Annotated in this window: 23 protein-coding genes; 3 read left to right on the top strand and 20 right to left on the bottom strand. The window is 53.3% G+C overall.

Features of this window, described 5'->3' with window-relative positions; translation table 11 throughout:
- Positions 1–27 precede the first annotated feature (27 nt).
- The 6 genes from CV945_RS09835 to CV945_RS09815 all read right to left on the bottom strand — a co-directional run bounded on the left by CV945_RS09835 (position 28) and on the right by CV945_RS09815 (position 4,103).
- Complete coding sequence (locus CV945_RS09835; RefSeq protein ID WP_011231169.1) at positions 28–462, bottom strand: DMT family transporter; 435 nt, start codon at positions 460–462, stop codon at positions 28–30.
- 451 nt (positions 463–913) lie between these two features.
- On the bottom strand, positions 914–1,492 hold the full coding sequence (locus CV945_RS09830; RefSeq protein ID WP_011231168.1) for a hypothetical protein: 579 nt from the start codon (positions 1,490–1,492) through the stop codon (positions 914–916).
- Positions 1,489–2,124 carry an SCO family protein gene (locus CV945_RS09825; RefSeq protein ID WP_011231167.1) on the bottom strand — a complete coding sequence of 212 codons (636 nt, stop codon included), beginning with the start codon at positions 2,122–2,124 and terminating at the stop codon, positions 1,489–1,491. The genes CV945_RS09830 and CV945_RS09825 overlap by 4 nt, the downstream gene beginning before the upstream one ends.
- Positions 2,117–3,352 carry a cbb3-type cytochrome c oxidase subunit I gene (locus tag CV945_RS09820; protein WP_318550364.1) on the bottom strand — a complete coding sequence of 412 codons (1,236 nt, stop codon included), beginning with the start codon at positions 3,350–3,352 and terminating at the stop codon, positions 2,117–2,119. Before CV945_RS09820 ends, CV945_RS09825 begins: the two co-directional genes overlap by 8 nt.
- Positions 3,313–3,564, bottom strand: coding sequence for a hypothetical protein (locus CV945_RS17860; protein ID WP_318550362.1), 252 nt, complete (start codon positions 3,562–3,564; stop codon positions 3,313–3,315). The genes CV945_RS09820 and CV945_RS17860 overlap by 40 nt, the downstream gene beginning before the upstream one ends.
- Positions 3,564–4,103: a cupredoxin domain-containing protein gene (locus CV945_RS09815; protein WP_011231165.1), complete on the bottom strand. Its 540-nt coding sequence runs from the start codon at positions 4,101–4,103 to the stop codon at positions 3,564–3,566. Before CV945_RS09815 ends, CV945_RS17860 begins: the two co-directional genes overlap by 1 nt.
- Before the next feature lie 195 nt (positions 4,104–4,298).
- On the opposite strand from CV945_RS09815, the gene CV945_RS09810 reads away from it, so the two are divergent.
- On the top strand, positions 4,299–5,225 hold the full coding sequence (locus CV945_RS09810) for a COX15/CtaA family protein (protein WP_021321374.1): 927 nt from the start codon (positions 4,299–4,301) through the stop codon (positions 5,223–5,225).
- 10 nt (positions 5,226–5,235) lie between these two features.
- On the opposite strand, the gene chrA is transcribed toward CV945_RS09810, so the two are convergent.
- A complete protein-coding gene (gene chrA / locus CV945_RS09805) occupies positions 5,236–6,444 on the bottom strand; it encodes a chromate efflux transporter (RefSeq protein WP_042382557.1) in 1,209 nt (402 codons plus the stop codon).
- A gap of 75 nt (positions 6,445–6,519) precedes the next feature.
- Here chrA and CV945_RS09800 point away from each other — a divergent pair, with 75 nt between their 5' ends.
- On the top strand, positions 6,520–7,026 hold the full coding sequence (locus CV945_RS09800) for a QueT transporter family protein (RefSeq protein ID WP_011231162.1): 507 nt from the start codon (positions 6,520–6,522) through the stop codon (positions 7,024–7,026).
- A 10-nt stretch (positions 7,027–7,036) separates the two neighbouring features.
- On the opposite strand, the gene CV945_RS09795 is transcribed toward CV945_RS09800, so the two are convergent.
- Positions 7,037–7,294, bottom strand: coding sequence for a hypothetical protein (locus tag CV945_RS09795; RefSeq protein ID WP_100659660.1), 258 nt, complete (start codon positions 7,292–7,294; stop codon positions 7,037–7,039).
- Positions 7,291–8,292: a DMT family transporter gene (locus CV945_RS09790; RefSeq protein ID WP_100659659.1), complete on the bottom strand. Its 1,002-nt coding sequence runs from the start codon at positions 8,290–8,292 to the stop codon at positions 7,291–7,293. The genes CV945_RS09795 and CV945_RS09790 overlap by 4 nt, the downstream gene beginning before the upstream one ends.
- 303 nt (positions 8,293–8,595) lie before the next feature.
- Here CV945_RS09790 and CV945_RS09785 point away from each other — a divergent pair, with 303 nt between their 5' ends.
- Positions 8,596–9,039, top strand: coding sequence for an OsmC family protein (locus CV945_RS09785; protein WP_011231160.1), 444 nt, complete (start codon positions 8,596–8,598; stop codon positions 9,037–9,039).
- 191 nt (positions 9,040–9,230) lie between these two features.
- On the opposite strand, the gene CV945_RS09780 is transcribed toward CV945_RS09785, so the two are convergent.
- From CV945_RS09780 to CV945_RS09730, 11 genes are all read right to left on the bottom strand, one after another.
- Positions 9,231–10,445: an ABC transporter substrate-binding protein gene (locus CV945_RS09780; RefSeq protein WP_025039057.1), complete on the bottom strand. Its 1,215-nt coding sequence runs from the start codon at positions 10,443–10,445 to the stop codon at positions 9,231–9,233.
- A 126-nt stretch (positions 10,446–10,571) separates the two neighbouring features.
- Positions 10,572–11,279 (bottom strand): ABC transporter ATP-binding protein, encoded by a 708-nt coding sequence (locus CV945_RS09775; protein ID WP_100659658.1) that lies wholly within the window; start codon positions 11,277–11,279, stop codon positions 10,572–10,574.
- A complete protein-coding gene (locus tag CV945_RS09770) occupies positions 11,272–12,036 on the bottom strand; it encodes an ABC transporter ATP-binding protein (RefSeq protein WP_011231157.1) in 765 nt (254 codons plus the stop codon). The genes CV945_RS09775 and CV945_RS09770 overlap by 8 nt, the downstream gene beginning before the upstream one ends.
- Before the next feature lie 2 nt (positions 12,037–12,038).
- On the bottom strand, positions 12,039–13,076 hold the full coding sequence (locus tag CV945_RS09765; protein WP_100659657.1) for a branched-chain amino acid ABC transporter permease: 1,038 nt from the start codon (positions 13,074–13,076) through the stop codon (positions 12,039–12,041).
- Positions 13,076–13,939, bottom strand: a complete 864-nt coding sequence (locus tag CV945_RS09760) for a branched-chain amino acid ABC transporter permease (RefSeq protein WP_033011519.1) — start codon at positions 13,937–13,939, stop codon at positions 13,076–13,078. The genes CV945_RS09765 and CV945_RS09760 overlap by 1 nt, the downstream gene beginning before the upstream one ends.
- A gap of 54 nt (positions 13,940–13,993) precedes the next feature.
- Positions 13,994–14,620, bottom strand: a complete 627-nt coding sequence (locus tag CV945_RS09755; protein WP_094238669.1) for a TetR/AcrR family transcriptional regulator — start codon at positions 14,618–14,620, stop codon at positions 13,994–13,996.
- 20 nt (positions 14,621–14,640) lie between these two features.
- Entirely contained in the window at positions 14,641–15,810 is a 1,170-nt protein-coding gene (locus tag CV945_RS09750; RefSeq protein WP_100659656.1) for a thiolase family protein, read from the bottom strand.
- A 94-nt stretch (positions 15,811–15,904) separates the two neighbouring features.
- The gene (locus tag CV945_RS09745) at positions 15,905–16,309 is read right to left on the bottom strand and encodes a MaoC family dehydratase (protein WP_033011525.1); all 405 of its coding nucleotides are present in this window, start codon (positions 16,307–16,309) and stop codon (positions 15,905–15,907) included.
- Complete coding sequence (locus CV945_RS09740) at positions 16,306–16,755, bottom strand: MaoC family dehydratase N-terminal domain-containing protein (protein WP_021321365.1); 450 nt, start codon at positions 16,753–16,755, stop codon at positions 16,306–16,308. The genes CV945_RS09745 and CV945_RS09740 overlap by 4 nt, the downstream gene beginning before the upstream one ends.
- Before the next feature lie 18 nt (positions 16,756–16,773).
- Positions 16,774–17,538 (bottom strand): beta-ketoacyl-ACP reductase, encoded by a 765-nt coding sequence (locus CV945_RS09735; protein WP_013523726.1) that lies wholly within the window; start codon positions 17,536–17,538, stop codon positions 16,774–16,776.
- Positions 17,539–17,574: 36 nt separating this feature from the next.
- A complete protein-coding gene (locus CV945_RS09730; RefSeq protein WP_011231149.1) occupies positions 17,575–18,753 on the bottom strand; it encodes an acyl-CoA dehydrogenase family protein in 1,179 nt (392 codons plus the stop codon).
- Between the last annotated feature and the right edge of the window lie 58 nt (positions 18,754–18,811).

The following is an 18,811-nucleotide window of genomic DNA, read 5'->3' as shown; positions in this document are numbered from 1 at the left end:
CTAAACCAACTTGGCCAGTCCTGTTGTTCATTTGCGGAAAAAAAGCCAAAGCGCCAAAAACAAACAGGCTATAGCAGCGAGGCGCGTCATGTCAAACGGAATGCGCTGTCCGCCGAATAACCCGAAGTGATCAATGATCGAACTCATCACGAGCTGTCCGGCGACCACGGCCATCAATGAATTGGCGACGCCGACTTTCGGAACGATCAGCACCATGACAAACACGTAAAAGGCGCCGAGAATGCCGCCCGTCAGCTGCCATTTCGGCACAGAAAACATGGCAAGCAATTCTCCCTTGCCTAAAAACAATTGCACTAAAAATAAGACGATCGTTCCGATTAAAAACGACACGAACGCCCCTTCCAACACACCAATCCGCTTGCCGAGGCCGCCGTTCACTCCTGCCTGTACGGAGACAGCCATCCCGGCCGTTAGAGCGAGCAGCATCCATACCCACTTCATCCGTCTCTCCCCCTCCCCTTTCGCTGTCCCGCTTTATCGAACATTGATCCGAGGCTTAGAAGACCGGCGATGGAACGAAACATCCCGCTCTCCAGCATGGTTTCCCAAATGAGGGAAAATTGTGGCATCAACTTCTCATTTCGCTGGCCTCCTGCGGGCTAGAAACGATCCTTTTTTCACTAACCTTCTAAACTTGGGGGTGCACGGCTGTTGACCCGTTTAAGCCACCTCTTGTTGACTTGAGCCAACCTGTCTGACGTTCACGCAACGGAAACAAGCACTTGTCCCCATATCGGTAAAGATATTTGACATAGCGGTGAAAAATCCTTCTTTTCACCAAAGGAGAAGAGAAGGGGGCAAACAAAAAAAAACGGACGAATCTTTCCTGTTAAGATCCGTCCGCATGTCCGTCAATTCAGGCCCAGCAACAAAGAGAGACCGTTCCGTTGACTTAGCGAGTCTCCGGCTCGTTTGCTGTTCCAGCAACGAACAGCCGCAGCGACCAAAAAGCAGCGAGCACGAGGGACAACGCGATCATCATGCGGCCGAGCGCGTTTTGTTGGCTGAGCAAGTAGCTGTTGCACACGCGCGCCGGTACAGCTAAATACAGCCAACCCATGACAACGAGCATCGAGATGACATTCGCATGAACAACGCCGCGGGCAATCGGATGAAGCCGCTTCCAGCTTAACGATAGCGGCATCCCTGTAAGCAGCGGCGGCATCATCCATTTGGCAAGCCGCATCAACGGCTCGTTCAACGAGGCGTCGACTGAACGCGGCAAGATCCAAAAGGAAAGGACGCTGATGGCCACCAACAATCCAGGCAAACCGTTTTCGTTCCAACGGCTTAGCAATTGGGCGAAACGGCGGGGCAACGCGAAACCAAACAGCCAGCCGGCTACCACCAGCAACGGGACTTGCCCGAGCATCACGCCAATCATCGATGATTCCATCCAACGCAACACCGGCGGCAACGCAAGGGCTGCCATGAGGAGAGCTCCGCCAACTGCATATCGTTTCCCGCTCACTGTTTCACCACCTCGGAGGATGCCTCTTTGGCCAGCAGGTGGTTCAGCTCGGCGCTGACCGCTTGCGGATGGTTGTAATCAAAAATGCGGACGAGCCGCCCCTTTTCGTCGAGCAAGTAAAACGCCGCATTATGTTCATACCCGCCTTTCCCGTCCGGGATCACAATGACGCCCATCACTTCTAATAACCGTTGCAGTTCCTGATCGTTCGACACGCGGGCCATGCGCCACGTAACGCCATCCGCCCCATAATGATGGGCATGATGCATCAACATCTCCGGGGTATCGTTTTGGCTGTCGAAACTAATACTTAAAAACGAAAGACGATGCCTATGCGGAGACTGGCGAATGGCATCATAAATGCGGCGCAAGTTCATCTCAACAACCGGGCACACATCGCCGCACCTTGTATATATAAAAGTGGCTAAAACCCATTGGCCGCGCTGATCTTGCCAAGAGAACGTGCGACCGTTTTGATCCTCCAACTGAACGGCCGGAAGTGGTTTTGGCTCTTGCAGGATGGCAAGGCGGCGGGCGGTTTCGCTTGTAAACGCCCGAAACCCGTCCGTCCCGTGCCAAAGAAGCCCAAAACCGAACACAAGCGCGAGAGCCACCGCTACGGTTTTACGCACGCGGCCCCACCTCGATATTTTGCTTTGCTTGAACGGTGATCACCGAAACGAAAAAGCGGTAAAGGAACACCGTGACAGCGGCGATAATGGCAACTGCAAACATCGCCCCCATGCGATCATACGGAATCCATTCCGGAACATGCACAGCCCACCGCCGCGGTGCGCTCACTTTTCCAGAAAACAGGAACGTGCCGCATAGACTGAGGAAGAAAATCGTATACACCCAGAAGCTAACCATATCCGCATAACCGATCTTTCGCCCGTTTCCACGAATGAAATAATACATAAAGCCGAATAACATTGAAACCGCACCGATTCCCATATACATATGGAAGTGTCCCGGCACCCATTTCGTGTTGTGCATGACGTGGTTGATGACGATGGTCGCATCCGCAATCGCCGGCATAACGCCTGCGACCCAGCCGAACATCGAAAGGAAGATGAAGCTTGACGCCATATCCCATTCAATGCCGGAACGATAAACGATCATTAACGCGCCAAAGGCGGTCACCACCAAAACCGGCAAACCATTCAAATAAGAAAACACTTGGCCGATAATCAACATCCATTTCGGCATGACAAAGTCCATCAACAAATGGTGCGGGTAAATGATAATCGTAAACAACGTCGACATGTTCCACGCGATAAGGAAAATTTTGTACGACTTCCATGGGCGGTTTGTATATTTTGGCAAAATTTCATATACGGCGATTACCCCCATGTAAATAACCGAATTGGCGAAAATATGCCCGAAGGCGTAAATCAAGTTTTTCGCCAGCAACGGATCCATTTCAATCGATGGTTGAAACAAATTGATTAAGCTCATGACTAAGACGCTTGCCCCGGCTGTTAAAGAAACGAGATTGACGATCGAAACCATCGTGCTCGCCACTACCGTAGGCGGCGGACCGTAACCTTTCACTTTTCCGAGAATTTGCGGCCATCCAAGGCCATGGCCAAGGCTTCCGTATTCGCGAATAATGGCTCGCGACGTATCAAGATAAAGAAGCAAAAAGCTGACACCAATCAGCAGCATGCCAATCAAGTACAGGCTCGCTCCTGTTTTCCCCCACATGCCGGCTGACATCGCCGGCAACGGGTACAAAAACGTCCATGCTCCAGCGAAACGGAAGACAAAAATACTGATGGCTGTCATCACCACCCCCGTTAAAAACAACACGAAATGGGTCACAAAAATCGGAAACGACAAACGGACGTACTGGCGCAAAAAGTACCACATAACCGCCGACGCAGCAAACGCAGCCGCTCAACCATAAACGTGCCATGCGCGGTCATCATTTCATAAAATGTATCTTGTCCAAGCGGAATCATTTTTCCTTGCGCCAGCAGCATCAACAGCCCCAGCACCATCATGAGCAAAATCGCGATGCCGCTGACGAACATGTACAAGGCGGTCATCTTGCGAACGTTCGCTTCCATTATTTCCCCTCCCCTTCTTGGGCCGGCACGACGGTAATGGTCGCCGTCATCACATGGTGGCCGATGCCGCAATATTCTAAACAAAGCACTTGATATGTCCCGGGTTTCTCAAACGTGTAATAAATCGTATTTGTATACTTCGGCATGGCTTGCGTCTGGGCCAACAGTTCCATGTTTTCATCATAAATGCCGACTCCGTGATTGACATCTACGCTCGTCACTTGAAAGGCGATCGGCTCACCGACGCGAAATTCATTTCGGCTTAATACAAAACCAAATTGCCGCGCTTCCACTTGAACAACGGTCGGATCGGCAGCATGCGCTGGCCTTTCAAACGGCAAATCGCGCAGCGTATAAAACGTCGCTAGACCTATGGCTGCAATGACGACCAAAAACCATACATTTCGAATCCGGTATCCTTTTTTCTGAATTGGCTCATATTCGACGCGCTGGCCGGAATGAGCGACGACATACAAAAAAACAAGGATGACAAACAGGATGAGAACAACGGAAATAATCCACGCTGCCTGCTGGTACATAGCGATCCATTCCCCCTTTTCCCTCGTCAAGATAGTTTCACTATAGGGCATGGTAGCGTTTTCCCACAGTTAACTTCATCACAAAACAGACAATTTTTCTCACAATTTGGATTTTTTTGTCTGATGTGATAGAGTACACAGTTATGTGACAGCGGACTTGCTATAATGGGAGAAATGATGTTAGGGGGAATGGGGATGAAATCGTTGGCTTTTTGGACGCTATGTACGACATACGTTCTCATTGTATTCGGCGGGTATGTGGCGTCCTCGAATTCGGGGATGGGGTGCGGCCCTGACTGGCCGCTCTGCAACGGGATGCTCATCCCGATGTTGAAAGGAGCGACGCTGATCGAGTACGCCCATCGATTGATCGGCGCTTTGCTCGTGCTGTTGACCGGGGTGCTCTGCCTTCGCTTATGGCGTTCTTCCCGAAGCGGGACAGACCGTTTCATTTCAGCGGCCGCCGCTGTTTTGCTTGCGTTGCAAATTATGCTTGGAGCTCTCGTCGTTTGGTTTGATCTCCCACCTATCATTGTCACGATTCATTTCTTCATCGCGTTTCTCTTTTTAGGCTGCCTTCTTTGGATTTGGCGGAACGTCCATCGCTCTCCACAGATGCATCAACCAGTCGGCCAGACAACTATTGAAGCAGAGGCGAAGCGGCATATCCATGTTCTTTTGTTCTTATTGGCAGCTGCGTTACTGCTTGGCGCATACGTGAAACATCAACATTACGGTCTGGCATGCGGATGGCTGATATGCGGGGAACAAGCATGGCCATCGAGCGAAGCCCAAATGTGGCAAACCGCCCACCGAACCGCTGCTGCCACTACGGTGTTATATACCATTTGGACAGCGTTTGTTGCCCACAGGCGACGCTGGGGGCGCCCGCTGGAGCGGCGCCTTCTTTTGGCGGCAACGGTCGGGCTGTTGCAAGCGGTGATCGGGATAGTCACCGTTGCGACAGAAATTCATCTGTCCTGGGCGGTCATCCATTTGGCCGTCGGCACATGGCTGGCTTTGCTACTAGTCGAGCTGAAAATCTACTTACATAGGCCCGGTGTGACAAGATTATCTGCTCGCGGGAGGATGAGGAAATACACCCAAACGCCCGCCCGTTAGGCACCAAGCATTAATCGAGCAACGTGCGAAGCCACCCGCCGACAAAGGAAACAAGAACAACCAACCACGCCGGCCACTTCCAAACGGCAAGCAAAAGAAAGGCGACGAGGACAAACGCGAAATCGGCCGGCTCGTTCACCGCTTTTGTCCAAATCGGATCATACAGCGCCGCAAGTAACATCCCGACGACAGCGGCGTTAATGCCGGCAAGCGCCGCTTGGAAGCGTGGATGACGGCGAAGCCAGTGCCAAAACGGAAACGCGCCAAGACCGAGCAAAAAGGATGGAAGAAAAATGGCTGTGGTAGCCACTAGCGCTCCCTTCCAGCCCAACGCCGCCATTCCAATATACGCGGCAAACGTAAACAGCGGCCCAGGGACGGCTTGGGCAGCGCTGTAGCCGGCTAAAAACTGATTGGCGGTGACCCACCCTTGCGGCACCACTTCCGCCTCCAAGAGCGGCAACACCACATGCCCGCCGCCAAACACGAGCGCCCCAGCGCGGTAAAAGCTGTCAAACAGCTCCAAAAGCGGTGAGTGGATCCAAGTACGAATGAGCGGCAGCGCAACAAGCAACACGGCAAACAAGGAAAGCAACGTCAAACCGGTGGAACGACGAATGGAAGGCGGGATGCCTGCCGCAGACGAAGAAGGTGCGACATTTTTTCGCACTCCAACAGCGCCAATGCCCCCCGCTGCGGCGATGACGGCTACTTGGCTCCACGCGCCCGGCGCAAGAAGCACAGCGGCCGCCGCTGTGATGGCGACCGTTGCCTCGAGGCGGCTAGAGGCGAATTTGCGCGCCATCTCCCATACAGCTTGCGCCACGACCGCCACGGCCGCCAACAGCAAGCCGTGCATCCAGCCGGCGTCACCCCAAGAATGGTGTTGCAGCCAAACAGCAACCAGGCTGAGGGCGACCGCTGACGGCAGCGTAAAACCAAGCCAAGCTGCCAACGCCCCCCAAACGCCGGCGCGCATGAATCCGATGCCGATGCCGACTTGGCTGCTCGCTGGACCAGGGAGGAATTGGCATAAAGCGACCAAATCGACATACGTTTTCTCGTCAATCCATTTTTTTCGTTTGACGTACTCTTCGTAAAAATAGCCGAGATGAGCGACCGGACCACCAAATGACGTTAAACCGAGGAGAAGCGCTGTTTTTCCGACTTCCCAAACCGATCGCCGCCGGCTTGTTGCTTGTTGATCCGTCAAGGTCAACGAGATTCACTTCCTTTTCGTTCATTCGTTTGTCGTGCTACAATCATATTATCATCAATGCGAGGAGAGGACGTTATGAACATTCGGATCATAGCGGCAAATGGCTTGATCGCCGCCGTGTATATCGCGGTGACGACGCTCATTCAGCCGTTTGGCTTTACGAATATTCAGTTTCGCGTGTCAGAAATATTGAATCACTTGGTCGTGTTCCGCAAAACATACGCTGTTGGCATCGTGCTTGGCGTCTTTTTTGCCAATTTGTTTTTCTCGCCGATTGTCGCGTATGATCTTGTATTCGGCGTTGGCCAGTCGGTGTTGGCGCTGCTCATCACGATCGTCTCTATGCGGTATGTCCGAAACGTTTGGGCGCGCATGGCCGTCAATACGCTGTCATTTACTGTGACTATGGCCATTATCGCCTTCGAATTGAAACTGGCGCTCGGCTTTCCGTTTTGGCTCACATGGCTGACGACGGCCATCAGCGAGTTGGTCGTCATGGCCATCGGCGCGCCGATCATGTATGCCGTCGGCCGCCGGATTGCTCCAGAAGCCTTCCGGGCCGCTGACGGCCGCAACGACTGACCAAGTGTTCCTACGGCATCGAGCGCACCGCCCATTCGATGATCAATGAACAGACAGCGGCGAGCACCGAAGCCGCCGTCATGGTTGTTAGCATAGACCGCAGCTTGGGATGAATACGGGGGCGGAAGTGAAGGATGGTGAGGCTGACAGCAACCCCTCCGCCCCATACGACAAGACCCACGGGCGTCATAAGCACGTCCCAGTCGCTAATCCAGAGATAAATCACAGCCGCATGGCAGGCCAGCAGCGCGTAGATGCTCGTTTTCACCGCTCTCCCTCCACCCGATACGAAGGCTGGGCCTTCGAAACAGCCGAAACCGGCCGTTTCGCCATTCTCACAGACTCAAAACTATGCCAGCAAATCCCCGCCACAATGACCGCCAAACCGACAAACGCCCATCCGTTCGGAAGTGGAGCGGATAAGAATAGCACTTCGCCGATAACAGCAAAAATCACTTCTCCGGATTGCGTCGCTTCAACAGCAGCCAGCTTCCGCTCATTTCCTTTCGCCCGGTCAGTGGCGATGAAAAAAAGCGTCGTCGCGATAACGCCCGAGCTGATAGCGACAATGAGCGACTGCGCCGTTTGCCCAGCCGAAGGAACCCCGGCTGTCGCCCATCCAATCAGCGCCACGACAAACCAAAACGGCAAGCTGGCGATCGTCATCCCGAATACGCGTTGAAACGCGTCAAGCCGTCCGGCACAATGCTCGATCATTTTTCGGTTGCCCAGCGGGTAAGCAAAGGCGGCGATGAGCACAGGAAAGATCCCCAACGCGATTTCTTTCCACGTGAGATGGCCTGCTTGCTGGAACTGAACGAGCGCGACGCCGAGCAAAATAAAAAATGAAATGAAGAGCGCCTGTTTTTCAATCGGGCGGCGCACGGACACAGTTTCGTTTTGCGTTTCAATTTGTTCTGTAAACAGCGGGCTAAGCAGGACGCCGGCGACGATCGTGCACTGCCATGTGCCGGCTACAAGCCATCCTGGGCCGTACGCAGCGGCGTACGTGAGCGGCGCGTAAAACAGACCGAAACCGACCGTCCCCCAGACGATCCATGTCCATGGATGGCTCTTCATGTCGCGCCAAACCGGACTGAGATTGCGGCGGGCAAGAAGAATGACAAACAACAGCGGAACCGTAAAGAAAAAACGAAGTGACGAGCTCCACGTCCAACTTCCGCCAGCTAGCTCCATAGACCGGTTCAATATGAACGTAACGGCAAAAAAGAACGAGGCGGCAAGGCCGAGGGCTATTTCCCGCATGGTCGGTCTCTCCCCTCCTGTGATTAGATTCATCATGTGGCAGAGCAGTTTTATTTTATCGCATTATTGAAAATTTTTCTATTTGTTTTCTTTGATTATTTAGAACATAGTTTTTTTATGATAAGAAGTACACAATAAGAATTGATCAACCCGAAACAGTGCTTCCAGGCGGCAATCCTATCATTACCGCATCCATTCTTCTGTCCGTCACCTCCGTTTTCTTTAAATTCTTACTTGTCAAATAGGTATTTATGTATTATTCTTAATTTATATATTATTCTTATTTATCAGGAGGTTTTTTTCATGCCTAAGCTTACCTTTTCCTCTGATGTCAAATGGTCTGGCGAAGGAGTACGCTCGGTGGCTGACATTAACGGCAAACAAGTCATCATTGACGAACCCCCAGCCTTGGGAGGCACCGATCAGGGGCCGAATCCCGTAGAGTTGGTCCTAGCCGCACTAGGCGGTTGCATCAATGTACTGATTTCTCTGTTTGCCAGCCATCACGGGGTCGAACTGAAAGGAGTTCAAGTACACGTAGAAGGAGATTTAGATCCCGATGGCTTTATGGAGAAAGCGGACGTTCGGCCTGGATTCTTAGAAATTCGTTACCATATTGATATCGACTCTCCTTCCGATCCAAAAAACGTCCAAGCTTTGATTGAACACGTTGAACGTGTCTGCCCGGTAAAAGACACCCTAAGGGGCGTCCCCACAGTGTCTATAGCGAATCAAAAAACGTCATAATGCGAAAACGGAAAAGGCTGTCTGGAAAAAGTCGTGCGATGACCTTTTCAGACAGCCTCTCTATTGCTCCATCCATATACCGCTCCATCTACGGATCCTTGAGAAGATGCATACTTCAGGGCTCATGCAAAGAGCATTCCCATTGAAAGCCCGATGATAAGGTGCCTCTGCTTGTCAGTCTGCATGGTGTATTATTGTTTTATTAACTCAATGGGCACAATTTTTCCATTTTCCACCGCAGCCACGACGATTTCCGATTCAAATCCGCCATCGTCGCCGATGCTTGGGACGTTATACACTTTCTTTTCGTCTGGAATGTTTTTCAAGCCGTCGTTCATATGTTCGCGGATCGCTTGCGGGTCATCGACGGTGCCTGCGGCTTTCATCGCCTCGACGAAAGCGTAAAGCGCCAAATAGTTGTAAGCGGCTTCCGATCCCGGATCTTCATTGAACTTTGCCCGATAGTTTTTCACAAACTCTGGAACCGCGGGTTGATCCGACTCGACAAGCGGCATGACGCCGATCGAACCTTCAAGCATGTCATAAGAGCCCGTCACCCGTTTCATCTCATCGAGTTTCGCTTGGTCCATAATGATAAAGCCGCCTTTAAAACCAAGTTCGCGCGCTTGTTTCGCCACTTTTGCCGTCGGTTCCGAAGCGCCCCCGATAAACAACACATCCGGTTTTTCTTTCAATGCATTCGTCACGATCGTAAAGAAGTCGGTGTCTTTCGTAAAGTCAATCGATGATTTGTAGACGACTTTTCCGCCTTGTTTTTCCCAATACGGCAACAGTTTTTCTGTCCAGTCTTTCCCGTATTGCGTCGCCGTCGGCAAGGCGGCCAGTTTCTTGCCGAAATGCTTCATGGCATAATCGGTAAACGTCGGGATGTAGCCGTCATAGCGCGGCGGAATGCGCACGGTCAGCTTATTGCCCGTTTGTGTAATTTTCGGCTCACTCGTATACGCCGCGATGATGAAATTGTCCGTTTGGTTGAACACTTGCAGCGCCATGACGCCACCGCTGTGCGGCGTGAAAATGATCGGCGTATGATGCTCTTGCACAAGGCGTTTGGCGTTCGCTGCCGTTTCGTTTGGCAAATATTTGTCATCTAATGGGACGAGGTTAATTTTGTATTTCTTTCCTTTCACCTCAAAGCCGCCGCTGTTGTTGATTTCCTCGGCCGCCATTTTCAAGCCGTTTAACGTCCGTTGGCCATAATAGGCGGCCGGGCCGCTCAGCGGGCCGCTGTAGCCGATGTTGACCGTGCCCGTTTCACCGCTGCCTCCTCCGCTATTGTTTCCGCCGTTGGCGTTATTGCTGCTTGGCGAATTGTTGCACGCCGCAAGCATCAACATCATGATGGCCGCGATCATAGCGGCGATTGACCATTTTCTTTTTTTCATTCTACTCCCCCCTATTGATGATCTATTATTTTGAATATTTAGATAATATTTAGCACACCCGTTATTCACCCCCTTTCAGTGCCATCTCCTCTCCTTACTTTCGCTGATGGACAAGGATGAGGCCTATCATGCACCAATGTACGCTTTGCGGACATCGTCGTTGGCGAGCAGCTCCTCCGCCGTCCCTGAGGCAACGATCGTTCCATTTTCAAACACATAGCCTTGATGGGCGATCGACAGCGCCGCATGAGCGTTTTGTTCCGCCAACAAAATCGTTGTTCCTCCCGCATTGATTTGCTTAATCGTCGCAAACATTTGCTCGACAATCAACGGGGCGAGTCCGATTGACGGCTCATCAAGCAAGAGCACCGCAGGACGTGACATTAAGGCGCGTCCGATGGCGAGCATTTGCTGCTGGCCGCCGCTTAACGACCCGGCTGGCGCGTTTTGCTTGTCGCGCAAAATCGGAAACAGTTCGTATACATGTTCGATTGAGCGGCGGATGCCTTCTTTGTCCTTCCGATGGACGTAAGCGCCCATCAGCAAATTTTCGTATACACTCATGCGCGGAAACAGTTTGCGCCCTTCCGCGCATTGCACGACGCCGCGCCCGACGATGCGGTCAGGAGGCAGCGAATCAATGCGCTCGCCATCGAGGCGGATTTCCCCCCGCACTGGTTTGTGCAGCCCGCTGATCGTGCGAAACAATGTGCTTTTCCCGGCCCCGTTGGCGCCAAGCAAAACGGCGATCTCCCCTCGCTTGACGGAAAACGTCACATCGCGAATGGCCGTAAAACTCCCGTAGCGGACGGATACGTTCGCAACTTCAAGCAATGGCGCTCCCTCCTAAATACGCTTGAATGACCGCCTCGTTGTTTCGCACTTCCTCGGGCGTTCCTTCAGCGATTTTTTCTCCGTAGTTTAACACCATAATGCGGTCGGCAATTTTCATGATCATCGACATTTTGTGCTCAATCAGGCAAACAGTCAGGCCGCCTTCTATCATTTTGACGATCAACTCCTCAAGCCCTTCGGTTTCATCCGGGTTGATGCCGGCTGCCGGTTCATCAAGCAGCACGAGCTCCGGATCGGTCGCCAAGGCAAGCGCGAACGCCGCCCGCTTTTTCTGCTCCTGCGACAAGTTGGCCACCATCCGATCCGCCACATGGGTTAGACCGACAAAGTCGAGCACTTCCATCGCTTTTTCTTTGCATGCCTGTTCCTCGCGGCGGTGCCGTTTCGTGCGCAAAATGGCATCAAATAAGTTGGATGACGTGCGGAGACGATGGCCGATGATGACGTTGTCGATCACCGTCGCCTGTTCAAACAAGTGAGTCGTTTGAAACGTGCGGGCGATGCCGAGCTTCGCCCGTTCGTTTGCCGGCAGGCGGGTAATATCGCGCCCTTTGAACGTAATCGTCCCTGACGTCGGCCGGTACAAGCCGCTGATTAAATTGAAAAACGTCGATTTGCCGGCTCCGTTTGGGCCGATGATGGCGTTGATCTTCCCTTGCTCGACGGAAAAGGTGACATCGTTGACCGCCAGAAGCCCGCCAAACCGCTTCGTCAACCGTTCAACGTGCAAAAGCATCGTTATCCCTCCTCTGCGTGCCGCTCGCCTCGTCCTTGGCTCGAGACGGCCAGTTCCGCAGCAACTCGGTTCGCTTCTGGATCGAGACGGCGCGCTTCTTCACGCTTTGCTTTCAAACGGATGACCCCCCCGGCAATGCCGTGTGGGTAAAAGATGATGAGCAACGTCAGCACCGGACCGAAAATCAACATCCGGTAATCTTGCAAAAACTGCAATTGTTGGGACAGAAACGTAATCAGCAACGTCCCGACGACCGGACCGGCGAGCGTGCCAATCCCACCGACAAGCAAATACGTTAAAAAGTCGAACATGACGCTGACGTACGCAATGTCCGGGCCAAGAAAGCGGATGAACGATGCGTACAGCGCTCCGGCAAGCGATGTAAAAAAGACCGAGAGAACAAACGAGGCGAGTTTGTTTTTCATCGTCGAGATGCCAAGCGTCAACGCGAGCTCCTCACTGTTGCGAATGGCGATGTACGTCCGTCCGGTCAACGAATAGACAAGGCGGTACATGGTGAAGATGACCGCAACCAAGAAGCATAACACCAAATAATATTGGGCGACGGGCGTTTGAAACGAGAGCGGACCGATGTCAGCCGGCGCCGGGATGCCGATAAACCCGCGCACTCCGCCGGTTAAACTGTCCCATTTGTCAATGATCAAATAGATAATATAGCCCACACAAAGCGTATAAATGGCGAAAAAGTGCTCTTTCGTCCGCAGCGCAACAAGCCCGATGACGGCCCCAAGCAACGTGGTGAACAAACAAGCAAGCACGAAAGCCAACCAAAACGGCACGCCGGCTTTCACCGTCAAAATGCCGAGCGCATACGCGCCGATCGCAAAAAATCCAGCGTGGGCAAGCGACAAATACCCCGTATAGCCGGCAAACAAGTTCAATCCGTACACCGCAATCATCCAAATAAAGGAAATAGTCATCATATGCACGTAATAGCCGTTGGCAACGAAAAGCGGAAAGAGAATCGCCGCAGCGATGAGGGCAGCGAGCCATAGGCGCCGTTTTTCCAAAATGGCCATCAACGTCCCTCCTTGGCAAACAGTCCGTTCGGTTTGACTGTTAAAATGATGACGAGAATGGCGAAGGCGATAATGTCCTTGTAGTCATTCGACACATATGTCGCCCCCAAACTCTCGCTGAATCCTAAAATATAGCCGCCGACAATGGCGCCGGGAATGCTTCCCATGCCGCCGAGAATGATGATGACAAACGCTTTCAAGATGACAAGATGGCCCATGCCGGGAAACACGAGGTTGATCGGCGAAGCGAGCGACGCGGCGAGCGCTGCCAAACTGCCGGAAAGGAAAAACGTCAGCATGGCGACTTTATTCGTGTTAATGCCGACCAAATTCGCCCCTTCGCGGTTTTGCGCCATCGCGATGATCGAAGCGCCAATGAACGTTTTTTTCAAGAAGAGGTAAAGCAAGATCATGATGATGACAGCGGATGCGATGATGAGGATGCGTTGAATGGTCAATGTGAATCCGAACACCGTGACGACATCGCCATACGGGGTCGGCATCGTCTGATAGTCCGCCCCCCAGACAAACTGGGCAAACGCTTCCAAAAAGAGCAAGATGCCGATCGCCGCGATTTTATCATGGAGCGGCGGCGCATTGCGAAGCGGATAAAACACGAGCCGCTCCATCAAGACGCCAAGCAGCCCGACCGCCGCCATCGATGCGACGATCGCGATCCCATACGGCATCCCGAGCTTCGTCATAGCCATCAATGTAACATAACCGCCCATCATATACAGCGCGCCGTGGGCGAAGTTTGGAATGTGCAAAATGCCGTAAACAAGCGTCAACCCTAACGCCACGAGGCTGTAAACGCTTCCAACAGTCAGCCCGTTTAACAGCTGTTGGATGAATAGCTCCATCCCGATCCCCCTTTTTGTGTGCCATTTGGCCAGACCATCAAAGCGGCCGATCTTTCATTCGGTCTGACCGCCCGAATTGCCTGGCTCCTCCTCATTTCGACCGCTTTCTCCAGCTCTTGGCGCCTTTATGCCGTGCAAAATGAAATCAACGAAAATATCCGTCAGTTCTTCTTCAGAGATGCCTTCGTCAGGCCGGAACCAATAATAGCTCCAGTTGGTGATGCCGAGCAGGCCGAACGTAATCATTTCTGCATGAAGCGACGGCTTGAATTCGCCGCGCGCCATTCCGTCCCGAATAAGCTGTTCATACCGCTTGCGAAACAACCGCCGCTTGGCGCGGATTTCCTCTAAATGGTCGTCAGCCAAATGCCGCATCTCACGGAAGAAAATGCGGGCGCTTTTCTTCCGTGTGCGGATATTGCAGATGACCATATGGACGATGGCCCGCAATTTCTCCGTGCAGCTTTTCTCAAGATCTTGGACAATGCAAGCTTGCTGCCGGAGCAAATCGTCCAGATAGGAAACACAAATATCACATAGCAACTCCTCTTTGCTTTTGTAATAGTAGTAAAAGGCTCCCTTCGTTGCCCCGATCGCTTCGACGATTTCCTGCACCGACGTTTCTTTGAATCCTTTGCGTTCGAACAACTCTATGGCCACTTCCCTTAATTTTTCTTTCATCCTCCACGGTCTCCAATGCGTCATTCTCTCTCAATGATGGTCGCAATCCCTTGGCCGCCGCCGATGCACGCCGTAATCAGCGCATACTTCCCGCTGCGGCGTTTCAATTCATACACCGCTTTTGTGATCAAAATCGCCCCGGTCGCGCCAAGCGGATGGCCGTGGGCAATGGCGCCGCCGTTTATGTTCACTTTTTCCGGATCCATTTCAAGCTCGCGGTCGCAGGCGATCACTTGCGCGGCAAACGCTTCGTTGATTTCGATGATGTCCATCTCATCAAGCGTCAACCCCGCTTTTTCCAACACTTTTCTTGTCGCCGGCACCGGACCGATGCCCATGATGTTCGGGTCGACCCCGGCGACCGCATGGGCGCGGATGACGGCAAGCGGCTTTACGCCAAGCTCCTCTGCTTTTTCCCGCGACATGATGACGAGCGCGGAGGCGGCATCGTTCAGTCCCGAGCTGTTTCCGGCTGTCACCGTTCCGCCTTCCAAAAATGCCGGCGGCAGCTTCGACAGCGCTTCCATCGTCGTGTTCGGGCGCGGATGTTCATCCGTATCGAAGACGAACGGCTCGCCTTTTTTCACCGGAACGGTGATCGGCACGATTTGTTCGGCAAACCGCCCTTCCTGCATGGCGCGCGCCATGCGCTGTTGGCTGCGCAAGGCAAACGCGTCTTGTTCTTCACGGCTGATGCCGTACTTTTTCGCCAAATTCTCCGCCGTAATGCCCATCGGCGGGTCGCCAATCTCTTTTGGCGACAGCTGCGACTTGCGGAAGCTGGGCAGTGTTGAGCTGTACGGTTTTTCCGGGCGGTCCATCAAATACGGTGCGCGGCTCATGCTTTCCACACCGCCGGCGATATAGACGTCCCCGTCGCCGGCCCAAATGGCCTGCGCCGCCAACGCCACAGCGTTAATGCCCGAACCGCATTGGCGGTCAACGGTCAAACCTGTCAACTCTAGAGATAAGCCGGTTTGCAGCGCCGTCAGTCGGGCGATGTTGCCGCCGCCGCTTAAGACATTGCCCATGATGACATCATCGACGTGTTCCGGGCCGATGTTCGCCCGCCGCATCGCCTCTTTGATCACTTCCGCACCGTAAATATGCGCCGGCAACGTCGCCAAAGCGCCTCCTTGGCGGGCAATGGCCGTCCGTACGGCCGACACAATGACGGCATCCCGTTTCATCGTCATTCCCCCTTGTTCGTTGTGAACACATCCCCGCAAACGGGCTGGCCCCTCGCCCCGCTTACGGCTTCAGCTTTGGGGCCGCCCGTCTTTTTCACTCGTAAAGCGCAAAGACCGCTTCACCTTTGACGACTTCTTTGCCATGCTGATTGACGGCCGCGACGTCAAACCGAATCGTCTTGTCGCCTTTTTCCTTCACCGTTGCCTTTAAGGTGATGATATCATTTAAAAACACCATCGATTGAAAGCGGACAAAATAGTCCTGTACGAACCCTTCTTCGTAATACGGCGTAAACAGCTTGGCCAAGTTCCCCATCGTCCACATGCCGTGGGCGATAATGCCTGGAAGCCCTGCCTTTTTCGCCTCGTCGTCGATCGTATGGATCGGATTGTAGTCGCCTGATGCGCCGGCATATTTGATCAAATCGAGCCGGGACACCGGGGGAAGCGTCACGTCGGGAAGCGACTGCCCTACTTGCCAATCGCGGATCGTCGTCATACGCTCATCGCCTTTCTAACCGCCTCGTTGATCATGATCGTCGAGGTGGAAGTGAAAATGAGATTTCCGTCAGCATCCTCGCCGTTGTTGGCGATGACCAAAAAGCCGAGCAGGCCCATGCTGCTTTGTTTTTCGTAATAATCTTTCACTTCCGCATAGCAATACAGCTCTTCGCCGACAAACAGCGGGCGCTCATAATGGAAGTGCTGTTCGCCATGGATGAGCCCTTTGGACGGCAATTTCAGCCCTTCAATGACGCCGTAGTCAAACACGCGCGGAAACGTCGGCGGCGCAATGTTGCGCCCGTAGCGCGACCGTTTCCCCGTCTCTTCGTCCCAATAAATCGGGTTTGGATCGCCGATCGCCTCCGCAAACTTTTTCACCGCTCCGCGCTCAACGACATTTTTCACTTTCGCTGACCGTTTCCCGATGTCATGTTGGTACATGCCCCGTCCTCCTCGTTTTCAGCATTTCGGACCGCCGGCGACATACAGCACTTGGCCGTTGACAAACGACGACCGCTCATCGGCGAAAAAGGCGACCGCATGAGCGATGTCTTCCGGACGGCCGCTGCGCCCGACCGGGATGTTGGCGACGCTCGCTTGGATGAGCTGCTCAAACGAAATGCCAAGCCGCTCGGCCGTCGCTTTCGTCATATCGGTTTCAATAAACCCAGGGGCGACGGCATTCGTCGTGATGCCGAATTTGCCAAGCTCAATCGCCAGCGTTTTCGTAAATCCTTGGATGCCGGCTTTCGCCGCCGAATAGTTCGCCTGGCCGCGGTTGCCGAGCGCGGATGTCGACGAAATGTTGATGATGCGCCCGTACCCTTTTTCGACCATATATTTTTGCGCGGCGCGGGCGCAGTAAAACGCGCCTTTTAAATGGACGTCCATCACCGTTTGCCAGTCGTCATCGGTCATTTTAAACAGCAAATTGTCGCGGATGACGCCGGCGTTGTTGACGAGAATATCGAGCGAACCGAACCGATCGACCACTTCTTGGATCGTCGCTTCTACTTGTTCGCGGTCGGTGACGCTCGCCACCTTGGCGTAAACGTCATACCCTTTTTCCCGCAGCTCCGCAGCCGTCGCTTCAAGGGCTTCTGCGTTTAAATCAATGAACGCCACTTTCGCTCCTTCTTCCGCGAAGCGGGTGACAATCGCCTTGCCAATGCCGCGGCTTCCTCCGGTCACAAACGCCACTCTTCCTGCAAACCGTTGGCTCATCGTGTTCTCCTCCCTTTCGATAACGCTTTCATTTTTTTAGATGAACTGTCCAAGCTTGACGTGCCCTTTGATCAAATTGCGGGCGATAATGAGGCGCTGAATTTCATCCGTGCCGTCGTAAATGCGCCACAATCTCGCTTCACGATACCAGCGCTCGATCGGCATTTCTTTCGTGTAGCCCATGCCGCCGTGGATTTGCATGACGCGGTCGACGACGCGGTTGCCCATGTTCGCGCCAAACAGCTTCGCCATCGAGGCTAAATGGCGGTTGTCCTCCCCTTGGTCAAGCGTAAAGGCCGCGTTTAACACAAGCCATTTCGCCGCTTCGATTTCTACCGCCGAATCGGCAATCATCCATTGGATCGCCTGCCGCTCGGCGATCGGTTTGCCGAATGTGACACGCTCCTTCGCATAGTCAATGGCCATTTGCAAAAGCCGCTCGGCCGCTCCGACCGCACGGGCGCCGACGACCCAGCGGGCGTAGCCGATCCACTCAAGCCCAAGCTTATAGCCGTGATGCAGCTCGCCTAAAATGTTTTCTTCCGGCACGCGCACGTTTTCGAAAATTAAGCTGGCTGGAGTGGAAGGTCCCATCGTATGTATCGGTTCCGAACGCCAGCCCATCTCGCGGTCGACGATAAAACACGTCACCCCTTCACGCCCGTTCGAAGCTTGGTGACGCTCTTTGTCGGTGATGGCGATCACCATGACGAAATCGGCTTCATTGCCGCCGGTAATGAATGTCTTCTCCCCGTTTAACACCCACTCGTCGCCGTCTTTCACCGCCGTCATTTTAATGTTGCGCGTATCTGATCCTGCTCCCGGCTCGGTCATGGCAAAGCACGATTTTTTCTCGCCGTTGATCGTCGGGATCAAATATTTTTTCTTTTGCTCTTCATTCGCGTAATACAAAATGTTGTCCGCCGATCCGCCAAACTGGAACGGAACAAGCGTTTTCGACACTTCCATCAACACAATCGCCTGCATGACATGGCCCAAATTCGCGCCGCCGTATTCCTCCGGCGTGTTGATCCCCCAAAACCCCGCTTCCTTCGCTTTGAGCTGCAGCTCTTTTAATTTTTCGGGCGGGAGCCCAGGCTTCCCTTCGCGCTCATTGCGCAATACTTCATTTTCGAGCGGCATCAATTCTTTTTCGACAAACTTGCGGATCGCTTTTTGCACCATGCGCTGCTCGTCCGTTAAGCGCAAATACATGATGGTCCCCTCCCTTTTCCGTTACGCCTTTATGCTCGACTCCACTCATCAAAATACC

Origin of the sequence: Geobacillus sp. Manikaran-105 (assembly GCF_002809955.1) — a bacterium.
Classification (GTDB): domain Bacteria; phylum Bacillota; class Bacilli; order Bacillales; family Anoxybacillaceae; genus Geobacillus; species Geobacillus thermophilus.
The sequence above is the reverse complement of the archived record's forward strand: the minus strand, read 5'-3'. Positions and strand labels throughout refer to the sequence as shown.